Consider the following 16,084-nt stretch of genomic DNA (forward strand, 5'->3'; position numbering starts at 1 on the left):
CATCGAACGCATTTGCCCACGGTTGCAGCAACGCCGACCAGACTTCCCGGCACACCCAGGGGTAAGCCTAATGTCACACCGTCTCCGACGCCGCCCTCGGGGGTGGTTTGACGTGCATCGATGTCGCCGGTCGGGCGTCGACACGGCGCGGGCGGGTCGTCTCGGCCGGGCTCCCGCCAGATGCGGTGCGTAAACTACGGGGATGCTTGAACAGGTCCGCGGCCCTGCCGATCTGCAGCACCTCTCGCAAGCGCAGTTGCTGGAACTGGCGGGCGAGATTCGGGACTTCCTGGTCCACAAGGTGGCTGCCACGGGCGGCCATCTCGGCCCGAACCTCGGTGTGGTCGAGTTGACGCTCGCGCTGCACCGCGTCTTCGACTCGCCGCACGATCCGATCATCTTCGACACGGGGCATCAGTCCTACGTGCACAAGATGCTCACCGGTCGCTGCGCGGACTTCGACAACCTCCGCATGAAGGACGGACTGTCGGGTTATCCGTCACGCGCCGAGAGCGAGCACGACTGGGTGGAGTCCAGCCACGCCAGCGCCGCCCTGTCGTACGCGGACGGGTTGGCCAAGGCGTTCGAACTCAGCGGCCACCGCAACCGGCACGTCGTGGCCGTCGTCGGTGACGGCGCGCTCACCGGCGGAATGTGTTGGGAGGCGCTCAACAACATCGCGGGCTCCAAGCGGCCCGTGGTCATCGTCGTCAACGACAACGGCCGCAGCTACGCGCCGACGATCGGCGGGTTCGCCGACCACCTGGCGGGCCTGCGCCTGCAGCCGGGCTACGAGCAGCTGCTGGAGAAGGGCCGCGACACCGTGCGGCGGGTGCCGCTGATCGGCGAGATCTGCTATCAGTGCATGCACAGCGTGAAGGCAGGCATCAAGGACGCGCTGTCGCCGCAGGTGATGTTCACCGATCTGGGTCTCAAGTACGTCGGTCCCATCGACGGGCACGACGAGCATGCCGTGGAGGCGGCACTGCGGCACGCACGGGGCTTCAACGCGCCGGTGATCGTGCACGTCGTCACCCGCAAGGGCATGGGGTACGCGCCCGCGGAGGACGACGAGGAAGACCAGATGCACTCCACCGGAATCATCGATCCCACGACGGGGTTGGCGACGTCGGTGGCGGCGCCGGGGTGGACGTCGGTGTTCTCCGACGAGTTGATCCGGCGCGCGGCCAAGCGTCGCGACGTCGTCGCGATCACCGCGGCGATGCCGGGGCCCACGGGATTGAGTGCGTTCCGCGAGCGCTTCCCCGACCGGTTCTTCGACGTCGGCATCGCCGAGCAGCATGCGGTGACGTCGGCGGCCGGCCTGGCCATGGGGGGCATGCATCCCGTGGTGGCCATCTACTCGACGTTCCTCAACCGGGCGTTCGACCAGGTGATGATGGACGTTGCGCTGCACCGTCTTCCGGTGACGCTGGTGCTCGACCGCGCCGGCGTCACGGGCCCCGACGGCGCCAGCCACAACGGCATTTGGGACATGTCCATCCTGGGCGTCGTACCGGGCATGCGGGTGGCCGCACCCCGCGACGCGGCGCGGCTGCGCGAGGAACTCGGCGAGGCGCTGGAGGTCAAGGACGGCCCCACCGCGCTGCGCTTCCCGAAGGGCGCCGTCGGCGAGGACATCCCGGCCGTGGAACGTCGCTCCGGCGTCGACGTATTGGCCGCGCCCGCCGAGGGGCTGGGGACGGACGTGCTGCTGGTGGCGGTCGGCGCGTTCGCGTCGATGGGGCTGTCGGTGGCCGAGCGGCTGTGCAAGCAGGGGATCGGTGTCACGGTGGTCGATCCGCGCTGGGTGCTGCCGGTGTCCGACGTGGTGGTCCAGTTGGCGACGACGCACAAGCTGGTGGTGACGTTGGAGGACAACGGCACTCACGGCGGCGTGGGGTCGGCGGTGTCGGCGGCGCTGCGGCGCGCCGAGGTCGACGTGCCGTGCCGCGACGTGGGCGTGCCGCAGGAGTTCTTCGACCACGCCTCGCGAGGCGAGGTGCTCACCGCGGCCGGGTTGACCGACCAGCACGTCGCCCGCCAGATCACCGGCTGGGTTGCCGCACTGGCCAGCTCGGCGGCCGATCCGCGGGTCAGCGGCAGCGTCGACTGACGGCGGTGCATCCGAGCCGGACCGGCGTCGCGCCGGGCTAGGCTGCGCAGATGGACGCCGAACTCGAGTGCTGGAAGGCCGCCGGGCAGACCTTCGACTACCTGGGCTTCGACGTGTTCTACCGTGTCGACGGGGTGCCGCTGGGGCAGGGGCCGACGCTGCTGCTCATCCACGGTTACCCGTTCAACTCGTTCGACTGGGTGCGACTGTGGCCGACGCTGCGGGAGCGGTTCACCCTGATCGCGCCGGATCTGTTGGGGCTCGGGTTCTCGGCCAAACCGGCGCACTACCGGTACTCGGTGGGCGATCACGCCGACGCGCACGAGGCGCTGCTGGCGCACCTCGGCGTCACGTCGTGTCACGTCCTGGCCCACGACCTCGGTGACTCGGTGGGCCAGGAGTTGTTGGCGCGCCACGAGTTCGGGGACTGGTCGTACGGCCCGGTGCGCTTCGAATCGGTGACGTGGCTCAACGGCGGCCTGTTCTGCGAGGCGTACACCCCGCGCGTCATGCAGAAGCTGATGTCGGGCACGCCGCTCGGCGACGTCATGAGACCGCTGCAGGGGTCGGCGCTGTCGCGCCGCCTGCTCGAACCGACGATCAACGAGATGTTCGGGCCGCGGACCAAGCCCACCAGGCACGCGTTGGAGCAGTTCCACCAGATCCTGGAGTTCCACGACGGCAAGCGGGTGCTGCACCTGGTGGGGCGCTTCCTGGCCGACCGCCAGCAGCATCGCAACCGCTGGGTGCGCGCCATGCGCACCACCGGGGTGCCGATGCGTCTGATCGACGGGCCCGCCGATCCGAACTCCGGTGCGCACATGGCGCGCCGCTACGCCGAGCTGATCCCGGACGCCGACGTGGTGATGCTGGCCGACGACATCGGCCACTGGCCGCAGCTCGAGGCTCCCGACGCGGTGCTCGAACACTTCGTGGCCCACGTCGACCGCGTGCTGGGCTGACCACCGTTCCTGCGCAGCGGGGTCAGGGCCCTTCCTGCGGCGGGGTGAGCGCCTCGGTGAGTACCGGCACCGTCAGCTCGCGCTGCCATGGCCGGGCTCCGGCCTCGGTGAGGAACGTCTCGACCGCGCCCCGCACGTCGCCGTCGGCGGGCGCCTGCCAATCCCAGCACAGTCGGCGCACGGTGTCGGGGGTGAGCAGGTTCTCCGCAGGCACCGACACCCGTTCGGACAGCGCGGTCAGACCGCCGCGGGCCCGCTCGAGGCGTTCGGCGGCCTCGGGGTTGCGGCGCGCCCAGCGGGCTGCGGGCGGCGGACCGGTCTGGGGTTCCGACGACGTGGGCAGTTCGCGCGCGGCGCGGGCGCGGGTGAGGGCGTCGAGCCAGACCTGAGCGCTGCGCCGCTGCTTGCTGCCGCCGAAGATCGGCAGGGCGGTGAGCTTGTCGACGGTGTCGGGGTCCTCGGTGGCGGCGTTGACGATCGCGGAGTCGGGCAGGATCCGGCCGGGGGCGATGTCGCGGCGCTGGGCGATGGCGTCGCGCGTCGACCACAGCTCGCGCACGGCGGCCAGTGCGCGCGGGTTGCGCACCTTGTGGATGCCCGAGGTGCGGCGCCAGCGGTCGCGCCGGGTGGGTGCCGGAGTCTGGGTGCGCAGGTGCTCGAATTCCTGTGCCGCCCAATCGGTCTTGCCTTGCTCGTCGAGGACGGCGGCCACCGCGTCGCGTAGTTCGAGGAGCACCTCGACGTCCAGCGCGGCGTAGTTGAGCCAGTCCGCGGGCAGCGGGCGCTTCGACCAGTCGGCGGCGCCGTGGCCCTTCATCAGCTGCAGGCCGAGCAGCCGCCGCACCATCGCGGCCAGGTTGACCCGCTCGAATCCGGCGAGCCGGCCGCCCAATTCGGTGTCGTAGAGCCGGGGTGGCGTCATGCCGAGTTCGGCCAGGCACGGCAGGTCTTGGTCGGCGGCGTGCAGCACCCACTCGTCGGTGGCGAGCACGGCGGCGACGGGCGCCATCACGGTCAGCGCATCGCCGCCGTGGTTGACGGGGTCGATGAGCACCGTGCCCGCGCCGGCCCTGCGGATCTGCACCAGGTACGCGCGGTTGGAGTAGCGGAAACCCGACGCCCGTTCGGCGTCGATGGCGAACGCCCCGGTGCCGGAGGCCAGCAACTCGGCGGCGGTGGCGATGTCGCTGGGGTAGCTCGCCACGGGCGGTACGCCGTCGGCGGGCGCCAGCAGTGGGGTGGCCTCGGGCTCGTCGGGCGCGTTCGCGTCGTCCGGTGGGGGTGCGTCCGTCATGTCAGGCGCGGGTGCGCGAGTTCAGGTCGACGACACCCGCGGGAGGTAGGCCTGCGGCGTGCTCGAGCACCTCGCAGAACGCTTGCACGTGTGGTCCCAGCTCCAGGTCGGTCGCGGTCCACGACGCGCGGAGTTCGAGTTGGTGCGCCCGCGGCGGACCCGAGATGTCGCCGTAGCGGACCGACGTCGTGGCGGTCACCGTGCCGCCGAGCGCGGTCACGGCGTCGGGGTGGGCGCCCAGCGCGTCGGCCAGCCAGCTCCACGCCACCTCGGGCAGCAGCGGGTCGACGGCCTCCGAGGAGTCCAGGTCGGCCTGGATGTAGGCCACCAGTCGCATGGTGCCGTCCCAGGCCTCGGCGCCCTCGGGGTCGTGCAGCAGGATCAGCCGGCCGAACGCGTCGCCGTCGGAGCGTTCGGGCACCACCACGGTCTCGGGATGGCGCACCTCGGCGCCCAGGGCGTAGCTGTAGGGCGCCAGACGCTGCGGCGGCCGGATGGGGCCCAGCTCGATCTCCGGTCGCACGACGGCAGCGCTCATTGCCGCGACGGCTTCGCGGAATTCTGCCGGTTCGGCGGAGGTCACGGCGTTTGACGCTAGCCGATGGCCGCTGGTGACGGCGCAGGCGCGCCGTAGTGTCGCGACATGGCAGCATGGTGACCGATGAATACCCGTCGTGACCTGGTCGACTCGCCCTATCTTGCCGCCGCCCGCGGTGATCGTCCCAGCCGCGTGCCGGTGTGGTTCATGCGGCAGGCGGGTCGGTCGCTGCCCGAGTACCGCGCGCTGCGGGCCAAGAACACCATGATGCAGGCGTGCTTCGACGCCGAGCTGATCACCGAGATCACGCTGCAGCCGGTGCGCAGGCACGGCGTCGACGCGGCAATCCTGTTCTCCGACATCGTGGTCCCGCTGCGCGCGGCGGGCATCGACCTCGACATCGTGCCCGACGTGGGCCCGGTGATCGCGCATCCCATCCGCACCGAGGCCGACGTCGCGGGGATGCGGCCGCTCGACGTCGAGGCGGTGGCCCCGGTGTCCGACGCGATCCGGATGTTGACCGCGGCGCTGGGGGACGTGGCGCTGATCGGTTTTGCCGGTGCGCCGTTCACGCTGGCCTCGTATCTGGTGGAGGGCGGCCCGAGCCGCAACCACGAGCGCACCAAGGCCATGATGCTGGGCGAGCCCGGCACGTGGCACGCGCTGATGGCCGCGCTGACCGACGTCACCATCGCGTTCCTGCAGGCGCAACTGGACGCCGGCGTCGACGCCATCCAGTTGTTCGACTCGTGGGCGGGCACGCTGTCGTTGGCGGCCTACCGCGAGTTCGTGCTGCCGCACAGCAGCCGGGTGTTCGCGACGCTCGCCGGGGCTCCGCGCAACTCGCAGGTGCCCATGACGCACTTCGGGGTGGGGACCGCGGAGCTGCTCGGGGCCATGGGCGAGGCCGGTGCGACGGTGGTGGGCGTGGACTGGCGGACGACGTTGGCCGACGCGGCCACGCGGGTCGGGCCGGGCAAGGCGCTGCAGGGCAACCTCGACCCGGTGGTGCTGCTGGCGGGGTGGCCCGCCGTGGAGCGCGCCGTGCGCGACGTGGTCGACGACGGCCGGCGGGCGCTCGCGGCCGGCGCCACCGGGCACGTGTTCAACCTCGGGCACGGCGTGCTGCCCGCCACCGATCCGGGGATCGTCACCGAGGCGGTAGGTCTGGTGCACTCGTTGTGAGTCGCTCGTATTGCGTTGTCGGCGGCGGCATCTCGGGTTTGGTGGCGGCCTACCGGATCCGCATGGCGGCGGGTCCGGATGCGTCGATCACGCTGTTCGACCCGGCGGATCGGCTCGGCGGCGTCCTGCGCACCGAGCAGGTCGGCGGCCAGTACGTCGACGTCGGCGCCGAGGCGTTCATCGCCCGCAGGCGCGAGGTTCCCGAGTTGCTCGCGGAGCTGGGGTTGGCGTCGCGGCAGGTGGGCACCACCGGTGCGCGGCCACTGATCTTCGCGGGGGATCGGCTGCACCCGCTGCCTGCGGGCACCGTGCAGGGCATTCCCGGGCAGGCGCAGGCCGTGGCGGGTCTGGTCGACGACGCGACGGTGGCGTGGATCGACTCCGAGCCGCGGCGCCCGTTCGCGTGGCGGCCGGGCGCGGACCCGGCGGTCGGTGACGTGGTGGCCGACCGGTTCGGCGCGCAGGTCGTCACGCGGTCCATGGAGCCGCTGCTGGCCGGGGTGTACGCGGGATCGGCGGCGACGATCGGGCTGCGGTCGGCGGTGCCGCCGTTGGCGGCCGCGCTCGACGGCGGTGCGCGCAGCCTCACCGAGGCGGTGCGGGCGGTGCTGCCGCCGCCGTCGGGGGGTTCGCCGTTCGGCGCGGTCGACGGTGGCTATCGGGTGCTGGTCGACGAACTGGTGCGCCGGGCGGGGTTCCGGTGGGCGCACGTGGGCGTGCGGCGTCTCGACGCCGACGGCCGGGGCTGGAGTCTGCTCGACGACGACGGGGCGCGCTGGCACGCCGACGCCGTGGTGGCGGCGGTGCCGGCGCCGCGGTTGGCCCGCCTGGTGGCCGAGGTGGCGCCGGGCACGGCCGCGGCGGCCGCGCGGATCCCGGTGGCCTCGGCGGCGCTGGTGGTGTTGGCGCTGCCCGGCGGGACGCCGCTGCCGGAGCAGTCCGGCGTGCTGGTGGCCAGCGGTGAGCGGCTGCACACCAAGGCGGTGACGTTGACGTCGCGCAAGTGGGGTCGCCGCGGCAACGTCGAGTTGCTGCGGCTGTCGTACGGCCGGTTCGGCGACGGGTTGGCCCGCAACACCGGCGACGACGAGTTGTTGGCCTGGGCGGCAGACGACGTGGCGGACCTGTTCGGGGTGCGCACCGATCCGGTCGACTGTCGCGTCGTGCGGTGGATCGACGCCATGCCGCAGTACGGCCCGGGGCACGGCGCGCTGGTGGCGCAGTTGCGGGCGGGGTTGCCGCGGGGGCTGGCGGTGGCGGGTGGCTTCCTCGACGGCATCGGGGTGCCCGCGTGTGTGGCGTCGGGCACCAGTGCGGCACGGGCGGTGACGCAGGGAGCACAATGAGCTCATGGCCAAGCTCGACTACGACGCCCTGAACTCGATGACCCGCTACATGATGATCTCGGTGTTCGCCGTGCAGCCCGAGGCGCTCGGCGAGGAGCGGTCGGAGATCGTCGACGAGGCGGCGACGTTCCTCAAGCAGCAGGAGGACGGTGGCGTCGTGGTCCGCGGGCTGTACGACGTGGCGGGTTTCCGGGCCGACGCGGACTTCATGATCTGGACGCACGCCGAACGCATCGAGGCGTTGCAGGCCACCTACACGGCGTTCCGCAGGACCGCGCTGGGCCGGGCCAGCGAGCCGGTGTGGAGCGTGGTGGCGCTGCACCGTCCCGCCGAGTTCAACAAGAGCCACGTGCCGGCGTTCGTGGCGGGGGAGGCGCCGGGCGACTACGTCTGCGTGTACCCGTTCGTGCGGTCGCTGGACTGGTATCTGCTGCCCGAGGACGAGCGGCGCAAGATGCTGGTGGAGCACGGCATGGCGGGCCGGGAGTACCCCGACGTGCGGGCCAACACGGTGCCGGCGTTCGCGCTCGGCGACTACGAGTGGATCCTGGCGTTCGAGGGCCCGGATCTGGCCCGCATCGTCGAGCTGATGTGGAAGCTGCGCTACACCGACGCGCGCCGGCACGTGCGTGAGGAGACGCCGTTCTTCACGGGGCCGAGGGTGGCCGTCGAGGACCTGGTCGCGCGCCTGCCCTAGCCGTCAGTACACCTAGCCGTCAGTCCACCTGGCTCAGGAGCCGGCGGGCACCAGCCGCAGCGAGATCGAGTTGATGCAGTAGCGCTGGTCGGTGGGCGTGGGGTAGCCCTCGCCTTCGAAGACGTGGCCGAGGTGGCTGTGGCACGTGGCGCAGAGCACCTCGACGCGATGCATGCCCAGCGAGTCGTCGGACCGCAGGATCACGGCGTCGGAGTCGGCGGGGTCGAAGAACGACGGCCAGCCGCAGTGGGATTCGAACTTCTCGGTGCTGCGGAACAGTTCGGCGCCGCACGCGCGGCATTGGTAGACGCCCTCGGTGGTGGTGTCGGTGTACTCACCGACGAAGGGCCGTTCGGTGCCGGCTTCCCGCAGCACGGCGAACTCGGCGGGGGTGAGCCTGCGGCGCCACTCGTCGTCGGTGAGCTGGATCTTCGGTGCGTTTCCCGTGGTGTCGGTGGGGCCGGTCATGCCTTCACGCTAGCGCGGGCCGCCTCGTCCGTCATCCACGGCGGATCGATGCCGTGGTCGAGGCGGCCGTCGGCCTTGGCGTCGAGGTAGCGGAACAGCAGCACGCAGAACACGACGACGAGCATCAGCGACCACCCGTAGGTGATCTTCATGTATTCCAGGAAGCGGCCGGTGGTGGGCCAGTGGCCGAGCAGCCAGCGGTCCATGGTGAGGAAGCCGTACACCGCCAGCCACGCCGGCCAGGAGCGGATGGTCGAGTTCACCAGCACCACGGTCATGAGGAACGGGAACAGCATCATGGAGTAGTAGCCCTGGCCCAGCGACAGCACCAGCCACGATCCGATGAGCAGCACGCCTGACGAGGTGAGCATCCAGAAGCGCGGGTCGCGCTCGCGGTAGTAGCGGTACAGCAGCCACAGGCTCACCGCCGTCACCAGCAGCATCGCGATGCGCAGGCCAAGGATGAGCCCTGACGGCAGGCCGTAGTACACGCCGTTGCCCAGGATCGAGCTGTTGAAGTAGTCGCGGGTGGACAGGATGTAGGGCGCGGTGCGGGTGACGAAGTTCATGGGGTCGCTGACCAGGGGCCAGGCGGCGGCGTTGAACACCAGCGGCACCAGGAACGCCATGGCCAGCGCGCGCCACTGCCGGTTGAGCAGCGGGATCAGCAGCAGCGGTGCCAGCAGGGGTTTGACCACCAGGGTGAGGCCTATGGCCACGCCCGCCAGCCATTCGTGGGTCTTGTTGCCGGTCTGGTGGGCGCTGAGCAGCCAACGGAAGAACAGCACCTCCAGCAGCAGGATGCAGCCGTTGACGTTCGTGAACACCAGGGTGTTGGTGACGGTCTCGGTGCAGAACATCGCGAGCAGCAGGGCGGGTGCGGCGACGGATTTCAGCCCGAAGTCGAACAGTCGCAGCAGGAAGTATCCGGCCAGCAGGATCGCGACGGAGTTGAAGAAGATGAACCAGTAGCGGGAGGCGTCGACGGGCAGGTACCCGAAGGGGGCCATGAGCAGGGTGCCGCCGGGCGGGTAGAGGTAGTGCGGGTCGACGTAGTCGAAGTGCTCGTTGTAGATGTCCAGGCCGAGCTTGAAGTTCACGACGGCGCGGTAGACGGGGCCGAAGTCGTCGGTGATGTAGCCGTTGGTGGCCAGGACGTAGCTGCGGTGGATCACCGACATGATCGCGATGGGCCACAGTGCCGAGCGCAGGACGACGGCCGCGCTCGGTGCGGCCGTGCGGGGCCGGAAGGCACGCAGGGTCAGGTCAGCCAACGACACCTGGGCACCCTACAACGACGCGATCTTGGGTTTGCCTAGGCGGGGCAGTACGTGTCGGTGCTGGGCAGCTGACCGGACTGCAGGTAGGCCAGGGCCGGTGCCAGCGCGCACGGCGAGTTGACGGCCGCGCCGTGGCCGATGCCCTGCCAGATCACCCGGCGGTTGGTGGCGCCTGCGTTGATCACCGAGGCGGCGACGGCCGCGACGCCCTCGTTGCCGACGATGGGGTCGTTCTGCACGCCGAGCAGCAGCACGGGTGTCGTGAGGTTCTTGGGTTCGTCGGGGGGGTTGCCGCTGGGCCAGTTGAGGCAGTCGACGAGGTTCAGTGCACCGACGCGGCCGAACTGCTGGTACAGCCGACCCCAGCCGACCACGAGTTCGCGCACCCGGTCTGGGGTGGGCCGGTGCAGCGCGTCGCTGCAGGAGTTCACGAACTGGCCGTCGGTGGTGCGCAGGCTCTCGGCCTGGCCGAGCAGCGCGGTCAGCGCTGCGGTGTCGCCGCCGCGTGCGCCCGCCAGGGCGTCGGCCAGGGTGTTGCGGGAGCCGTTGAGGTCGAAGGCCAGGGCGGTGGTGATGGCGTCGGTGAGCGCGGCGGCCGAGGCGCCCGCGGGTCCGCGGCCGTCCCTGGCGGCGGCCAGCAGGGCGTCGACGGCGCCCTTGGGGTCGGGTCCCAGCGCGCAGCCGGTGGCGGTGCACTGGGCGGCGAACGCGTCGAGGGCGGCCTGCTGCCCCTTGACGTGTTGTTCGGCGGCGGCCTCGGCGCCGATGGCCAGCGGCAGCGGCGAGTCGAGGATGAGTCGCGACACCTTGTTGGGGTGTGACGACGCGTAGGCCAGGGCCACCTGGGCGCCGTTGCCGATGCCCATCAGCGCCAGTGTGGGGACGTCCCAGGTGCTGCGGAGGCGTTCGATGTCCTCGGCGGCGTGGGCGTTGTCGTAGGCGGAGTCGCCGGGGGCGATGGCGTCGGTGCAGCTGGTGGTGGCGGTCTGCACGATGGCGCCGAGATTGGCGACGGGGTCGTCGCCGGATTCGAACTGCGCCTGGTCGAGCATCTCCTGCCGGTCGAACAGGTCGCGGCAGTCCAGCGCGCCGGACATCCCCATGCCCCTGCGGTCGACGGCGACGATGGGGTTGGTGCGCAGCACGTCGGTTCCGTTGCGCGCGAGCCACATCGGCAGCTGCAGCGACGACGGCAGGTCGCTGCCGGTGGTCATCACCAGGGGTGCGGCGTCGGACGGGGTGCCGACGGCGGTGGCGCGCACGACGCCGATGCTCAGGGAGCCGGAGGCGCCGCTGATGGAGTCCAGGTCGGCGTCGTAGCTGGCGCAGTCCAGTTTCACGCCGGGGGGCGCGGGCACGGCGGCGTCGCGGAACACCGAGCTGGTGCAGTCCTGCCAGGACAGGTCGTTCTTGGGGGCTTCCAGCGGCGGCGGTCCCTGCGGTGCCTCGGTGGTCTGCGGCGCGCCCTGCGGGTGGGCGCCGGAGTCGGTGGCGTAGCGCGGGTTGGCGGCCAGGATGGGTGCGCAGCCGGCCAGCGCGACCGATGCCACGGTGGCCAGGCACAGGGCCTGCAGGGGATGCCGACGGCGACGCATGGTCACCACAGTAGCGATCGCGCCGGCGGGTTCGACGCGACGCTCCGGCGCCGGAATGCCCCGACGCCGCTGCGTCAGGACACCTTGACGTAGCGGGTGTAGAGGTAGCCCTCGGCGTCGGTGAGCAGGTGACTGCGACGCATGCGGGTGTGCGCTTCGCCGGATCCGGTGACGATGCGGCGGGCGTTGCCGCCGACCAGGATCGGGGCGATGGTGACGCACAGCTCGTCGAGCAGGTCGAGTTCGATGAGGTGGCTCAGCAGGGACGGGCCGCCCTCGGTCAGCACGCGGCGCAGGCCGCGGCCGTCGAGGATCTCGAGCACGCGGGCCAGGTCGACGCGGTCGCCGTGAGTGCCCGACGCGTCGATGACCTCGGCGCCGGCGCCCAGGCGGCGTGCGGCGTCGTCGACGGCCTCGCGGCACGTCATGATCAGCGGCGGCACCTCGGAGCGGGTGAACAGCGGGGCGTCGTGGTCGAGGTCGGCGTGATGGGTGACCACGGCGATGGGCGGCACCTCGGCCTGGCCGCGGCCCTGGCGTTCCCGGCGCACGGCGGCGGCCATCTGCGCGCCGGAGTAGTTCTCGATGCGCACGGTGGCGGCGCCGACGAGGATGACGTCGGCTTCGGCGCGCATCCGGTGGAACAGCGAGCGGTCGCCGGGTCCGGCGAGCCCGCCGGAGGTGCCGTCGTCGGTGGCGCCGCCGTCGAGGCTGGACAGCATGTTGGCCCGGACGTAGCAGCGTCGTAGCTGGTCGGGGTAGGCGTAGTAGGCGTCGAGGCGGGCGTCGTCGTCGGTGTCGAACGAGTCGCCAGCGGCGTGCAGTTCGGTGAGCTCTGTGGCTCCGTCGGCCTCGGACACCGGATCATTGCAACACGTCGATAGGGTGCCTGCATGCACGGGGCTTCTGCAACGGATCCATCGGCGACCACCGCGCGGCTGGCGGATCGGCATCCGAGTGTCACTCCGGAACGCCTGATCGCTGGTCTGGTGCCGCCGCCGACGTTCGCCGACGTGTCGTTCGACACCTACCGCCCGGATCCGGGCGAGCCGTCGCAGGCGGCGGCGGTGCGGTCGTGCCGCGAGTTCTGTGAGCAGGCGCTGGCTCGTCGGGCGGGCAAGAAGAAGTTGTTCGGCAAGCGCGAGGTGCTGTCGGGGGTGGGGGTGTATCTCGACGGTGGGTTCGGCGTCGGCAAGACCCACCTGTTGGCGTCGACGTACTACCAGTTGTCCGCGGCCGACGCCGGGCCGACGGCGTTCGCGACGTTCGGTGAATTGACGCAATTGGCAGGGGTGTTCGGCTTCCAGGAGTGCATCGAGCTGCTGGCCGGCTACGTGGTGGTGTGCATCGACGAGTTCGAGCTGGACGACCCCGGGAACACGACGTTGATCTCGCGGCTGCTGTCGGCGTTGGTGGCGCGCGGCGTGTCGGTGGCGGCGACGTCGAACACGTTGCCCGAGCAGTTGGGGGAGGGCCGCTTCGCCGCGCAGGACTTCCTGCGGGAGATCAACACGTTGGCGCAGATGTTCACGACGGTCCGCATCGAGGGGCCCGATTACCGGCACCGCGATCTGCCGCCTGCCCCGGAGCCGCCGACGGACGACGACGTGCGGGCGCGCGCCGCGGGGGTGGCGGGGGCGACGCTCGACGACTTCGACGGGCTGTGCGCGCACCTGGCGACCATGCACCCGTCGCGCTACCTGGCGTTGATCGAGGGCGTGACGGAGGTGTTCGTGACGGGCGTGCACCCCATCGACGATCAGAGCGTGGCGTTGCGGTTGGTGGCGCTGACCGACCGGCTGTACGACGCGGGCATCCCCGTGGTGGCCTCGGGCGCCAAGCTGGACACGATCTTCTCCGAGGAGATGCTGGCGGGCGGGTTCCGCAAGAAGTACCTGCGTGCGACGTCGCGGTTGCTGGCGTTGTCCGCCGAGCGCGGTTGAGCTACAGCGGGCACACCATGACGTAGTCGTTCTCCACGGCTCCGCCGAGGGGGAAGGTCTTGGTGCCGGCGACGGCGAAGCCGTGCTTGCCGTAGAAGCGTTGCGCCCGGGCGTTGTCCTGGTTGACGCCCAGCCATACCGCGGCGGCGCCCCGGGCGGCGGCGGCCTCGAGGGCGGCGGTGACGAGGGCGGCGGCGGCCCCGGTGCCGTGTGCCTGGGGCAGCACGTAGCACTTCGACAGTTCCGTGGCGGGCCGGGTGGTGACGGCCTGGCGGACGTCGTCGTCGGCGGTGTCGAGGCTGGCGCCGACGAGCATCACGTAGCCCACGATCGCGGCGTCGACGCGGCCGACGAGCACGGTGCGGTCCGGGTCGGCGACGTACTCGGCGAAGCGGGCCTGCGACAGGTGGGTGGCGACGAAGTCCGCGATGTCGGCGGCGGCGCTGGTCGGTGGGCAGGCCAGCGGGAACGTGCGGGCGGCGACGTCGGCGAGTTCGGCGGTGTCGGCCGCGGTGGCGCGGGAGACGGCGATGGTCACGTCAGGGCAGCGGCGTGCCGGGTTGCCAGATGTTCCACTGCGCCAGGTGTTCCCCGGTCTGGGGGTTGGTCAGCACGACGTTGGTGACGAGGTCGCGGTACACCTGCCAGTAGACGGCCCCGTCGACGGTGGAGCCGGGAGGCGCGTTGCGCAGGGAGTACTGCAGTGCGTCGGGGGCGTCGGTGTTCTTGGGCGCGTAGGCGTCGCCGTAGGGGGTGACGCCGTTGAAGGCGTAGGCGATGGACTGCACGTACGGGTTGGGCGCGGAGATGGTGTGCACCGTGACCGCGGCGCGCCAGGGGCCGCCTTGGTCGCGCCAACGTGGGGAGCCGGTGGGCACGTAGCCGGGCGGGGGCGCGGTGGGCAGCACGTCGTGCACGGTGACGTCGGCGACGATGCCCTTGAACTCGACCCGCAGCGTGTCGCCCAGGTTGCCGATGGGGTTGAGGTCGGCCGCGGCGGGTGGGGCCGTCACGACCCCGAGGACGCCCAGCACGGTCGCCACGAGGGCGATCCAGCTCTTGCCGATTCCACTGCTCATCCGCCCCACCGCTCCCGTCGTTCGCCCCTGGCATCTTGACACACCGGGATGGCGGCGACGACGGGTTCGACGGTCAGGACGCCCAGGGGCCGTGACCGCCGATCTTGTCGACGGTGATGCGGGTCAGCAGTCCGGCGGGGGAGTTGGGTGGCGGGAAGTGCTCACTGGAGCCGAGCATGGCCTCGGCCAGTTCGGTGAGCAGTTCGGGCGCGCCGCCGTCGACGATGCGCGCGGTGCCCTGCAGGGACACGTATTCGCGTTGGGCGCCTGGCTTCTCGGCGGCGAGGATGGTCAGCGCCACGCGGGGGTCGCGGCGCACGTTGCGCGTCTTGCGGTACTCGGTGAGGTGCGCGCTGACGATCTCGTCGTCGCCGTCGGGTCCGGGGCGCACGGCCACCCAGACCACCGAGATCTGGGGGCTGCCGTCGGGGTTGAGGGTGACGAGGGTGGCGTCGGCGCCGTCGCCGATGAGGTCGCGGACGGAGTCTGGCAGGTTCACGAGTCGTGCAAGCCGTTCGGGTGCGGGTCTATTCCTGCGCGCCCCGCGGGTAGCCGCGGCGCGTCGTGCGATCCAGGATGCCGAGGGTGCCGCGCAGCGCGGTCTCGGAGATGACGGGGAAGATGCCGGCGTCACGCCAGTGCTGGTCGATGCCGCTCCAGTCGTAGAACGAGGTCACCAGCGTGGCGTCGGGGTCGTCGGGGTCGGGCTCGAGGCGGTACCCGTAGACGTGGCCGATGTTCGGCTTGATCTGGCCGAAGATGGTCCAGGCGATCAGCCGGTCCTGCTCGAACTCGGTGATCCGCACGGTCACGTCGTACCTGCCGAGGGGGAAGTCGTTCAGCGCCTCGCGGTCCATGTGCACCACGAACTCGTCACCGGCTGCGGTGACGGGGTCGCCGTCGGCGTCCTGCAGCATCCCGGTGGCGTCGATGGCGACGTGCCCCTGCGGGTCGCACAGCACGGCGAACACCCGCCCGGCCGGCGCGGCGATCGGACGTTGGACTTCGATGCGATCGGTCATGCCCCGATGGTGTCAGGTGGGGCCCGGGGGCGGCGGGAGTTCGCCCGGCGCGTCAGGTGCCGGCGGTGGCCAGTTGGCGTGTGGCGCGCCGTTCCACGAACAGCGGCACGAAGTCGCGCAGCGGCCGACCGTCGAAGGCGGCGTGGGCGGTGCGCACCACGTCGGCGACGTGGGACGCGGGGATGGTGGGGTGGGTGGCGCTGAGCCTGGCGACGATGTCGGCGATCAACGTGTCCTCGTTGGGCTCGGTCACGCGGGAGAGCGTCGCACTCCGTTCATCGCCCGGTCAATCGGGCGCCGCGTGACGTTCGTCGCACGGTCGCAGCTCAGACGGCCACGTCACGCCGATCGTCGAGCAGCGTTGCGGCGGGGACGAATTGGGGACACTCACAGCGGACGTAGGGGTGGTCCTGCCCCTGCCCCTGGTCGCAGGAGGTGCAGCCGTGGCACGGGCCCGACAGGGAGTGCTCGGGGTGCAGGTGGCCGCACGCGCAGGCCTCGTCGAGGCCGTCGCTCTCCTGCGTCACGCCGTTGCCCGAGACCACTGTCATGCTCCTTC

At 71.3% G+C, this 16,084-nt stretch carries 18 protein-coding genes; 6 read left to right on the forward strand and 12 right to left on the reverse strand.

Annotated features, from left to right (window positions below; translation table 11 throughout):
- Window positions 1-202 precede the first annotated feature (202 nt).
- Both dxs and AC30CM_RS19300 read left to right on the forward strand, forming a co-directional pair.
- Window positions 203-2,116, forward strand: coding sequence for a 1-deoxy-D-xylulose-5-phosphate synthase (dxs, locus tag AC30CM_RS19295; RefSeq protein WP_490118518.1), 1,914 nt, complete (start codon window positions 203-205; stop codon window positions 2,114-2,116).
- 50 nt (window positions 2,117-2,166) lie between these two features.
- Entirely contained in the window at window positions 2,167-3,078 is a 912-nt protein-coding gene (locus tag AC30CM_RS19300; RefSeq protein ID WP_490118519.1) for an alpha/beta fold hydrolase, read from the forward strand.
- 22 nt (window positions 3,079-3,100) lie between these two features.
- Here the strand turns inward: AC30CM_RS19300 and AC30CM_RS19305 are convergent, their stop codons facing one another.
- Both AC30CM_RS19305 and AC30CM_RS19310 read right to left on the reverse strand, forming a co-directional pair.
- A complete protein-coding gene (locus tag AC30CM_RS19305; protein WP_490118520.1) occupies window positions 3,101-4,372 on the reverse strand; it encodes an HRDC domain-containing protein in 1,272 nt (423 codons plus the stop codon).
- Window position 4,373: 1 nt separating this feature from the next.
- Window positions 4,374-4,955 (reverse strand): DUF3000 domain-containing protein, encoded by a 582-nt coding sequence (locus tag AC30CM_RS19310; RefSeq protein ID WP_490118521.1) that lies wholly within the window; start codon window positions 4,953-4,955, stop codon window positions 4,374-4,376.
- A 78-nt stretch (window positions 4,956-5,033) separates the two neighbouring features.
- Here AC30CM_RS19310 and hemE point away from each other — a divergent pair, with 78 nt between their 5' ends.
- From hemE to hemQ, 3 genes are read left to right on the forward strand one after another with little or no spacing between them, the layout of a single operon-like run.
- On the forward strand, window positions 5,034-6,095 hold the full coding sequence (hemE, locus tag AC30CM_RS19315; protein ID WP_490118522.1) for a uroporphyrinogen decarboxylase: 1,062 nt from the start codon (window positions 5,034-5,036) through the stop codon (window positions 6,093-6,095).
- On the forward strand, window positions 6,092-7,441 hold the full coding sequence (locus AC30CM_RS19320; protein ID WP_490118523.1) for a protoporphyrinogen oxidase: 1,350 nt from the start codon (window positions 6,092-6,094) through the stop codon (window positions 7,439-7,441). The genes hemE and AC30CM_RS19320 overlap by 4 nt, the downstream gene beginning before the upstream one ends.
- 4 nt (window positions 7,442-7,445) lie before the next feature.
- Window positions 7,446-8,138, forward strand: coding sequence for a hydrogen peroxide-dependent heme synthase (hemQ, locus tag AC30CM_RS19325; RefSeq protein WP_490118524.1), 693 nt, complete (start codon window positions 7,446-7,448; stop codon window positions 8,136-8,138).
- A 33-nt stretch (window positions 8,139-8,171) separates the two neighbouring features.
- Here the strand turns inward: hemQ and msrB are convergent, their stop codons facing one another.
- The 4 genes from msrB to AC30CM_RS19345 form a co-directional block, all read right to left on the reverse strand.
- Window positions 8,172-8,606 (reverse strand): peptide-methionine (R)-S-oxide reductase MsrB, encoded by a 435-nt coding sequence (gene msrB / locus AC30CM_RS19330; RefSeq protein WP_490118525.1) that lies wholly within the window; start codon window positions 8,604-8,606, stop codon window positions 8,172-8,174.
- Window positions 8,603-9,880 (reverse strand): arabinofuranan 3-O-arabinosyltransferase, encoded by a 1,278-nt coding sequence (gene aftC / locus AC30CM_RS19335; RefSeq protein ID WP_490118553.1) that lies wholly within the window; start codon window positions 9,878-9,880, stop codon window positions 8,603-8,605. The genes msrB and aftC overlap by 4 nt, the downstream gene beginning before the upstream one ends.
- 41 nt (window positions 9,881-9,921) lie before the next feature.
- Window positions 9,922-11,481, reverse strand: coding sequence for an alpha/beta fold hydrolase (locus tag AC30CM_RS19340; protein WP_490118526.1), 1,560 nt, complete (start codon window positions 11,479-11,481; stop codon window positions 9,922-9,924).
- Window positions 11,482-11,555: 74 nt separating this feature from the next.
- Window positions 11,556-12,341, reverse strand: coding sequence for a pyrimidine reductase family protein (locus tag AC30CM_RS19345; RefSeq protein ID WP_490118527.1), 786 nt, complete (start codon window positions 12,339-12,341; stop codon window positions 11,556-11,558).
- Between the two features lie 33 nt (window positions 12,342-12,374).
- Here AC30CM_RS19345 and zapE point away from each other — a divergent pair, with 33 nt between their 5' ends.
- Window positions 12,375-13,424, forward strand: coding sequence for a cell division protein ZapE (gene zapE, locus AC30CM_RS19350; RefSeq protein ID WP_490118528.1), 1,050 nt, complete (start codon window positions 12,375-12,377; stop codon window positions 13,422-13,424).
- A gap of 1 nt (window position 13,425) precedes the next feature.
- On the opposite strand, the gene AC30CM_RS19355 is transcribed toward zapE, so the two are convergent.
- From AC30CM_RS19355 to AC30CM_RS19380, 6 genes are all read right to left on the reverse strand, one after another.
- Window positions 13,426-13,962: a GNAT family N-acetyltransferase gene (locus tag AC30CM_RS19355; protein WP_490118529.1), complete on the reverse strand. Its 537-nt coding sequence runs from the start codon at window positions 13,960-13,962 to the stop codon at window positions 13,426-13,428.
- A gap of 1 nt (window position 13,963) precedes the next feature.
- Window positions 13,964-14,503, reverse strand: a complete 540-nt coding sequence (locus AC30CM_RS19360) for a hypothetical protein (protein ID WP_490118530.1) — start codon at window positions 14,501-14,503, stop codon at window positions 13,964-13,966.
- A 73-nt stretch (window positions 14,504-14,576) separates the two neighbouring features.
- A complete protein-coding gene (locus AC30CM_RS19365; RefSeq protein WP_490118531.1) occupies window positions 14,577-15,002 on the reverse strand; it encodes a PPOX class F420-dependent oxidoreductase in 426 nt (141 codons plus the stop codon).
- A 28-nt stretch (window positions 15,003-15,030) separates the two neighbouring features.
- Window positions 15,031-15,525: an SRPBCC family protein gene (locus AC30CM_RS19370; protein WP_490118532.1), complete on the reverse strand. Its 495-nt coding sequence runs from the start codon at window positions 15,523-15,525 to the stop codon at window positions 15,031-15,033.
- A 52-nt stretch (window positions 15,526-15,577) separates the two neighbouring features.
- Entirely contained in the window at window positions 15,578-15,778 is a 201-nt protein-coding gene (locus AC30CM_RS19375) for a three-helix bundle dimerization domain-containing protein (RefSeq protein ID WP_490118533.1), read from the reverse strand.
- A gap of 73 nt (window positions 15,779-15,851) precedes the next feature.
- On the reverse strand, window positions 15,852-16,076 hold the full coding sequence (locus tag AC30CM_RS19380) for a hypothetical protein (RefSeq protein WP_490118534.1): 225 nt from the start codon (window positions 16,074-16,076) through the stop codon (window positions 15,852-15,854).
- Between the last annotated feature and the right edge of the window lie 8 nt (window positions 16,077-16,084).

It is taken from the genome of Mycobacterium sp. DHQP2018-32-09 (assembly GCF_058148405.1).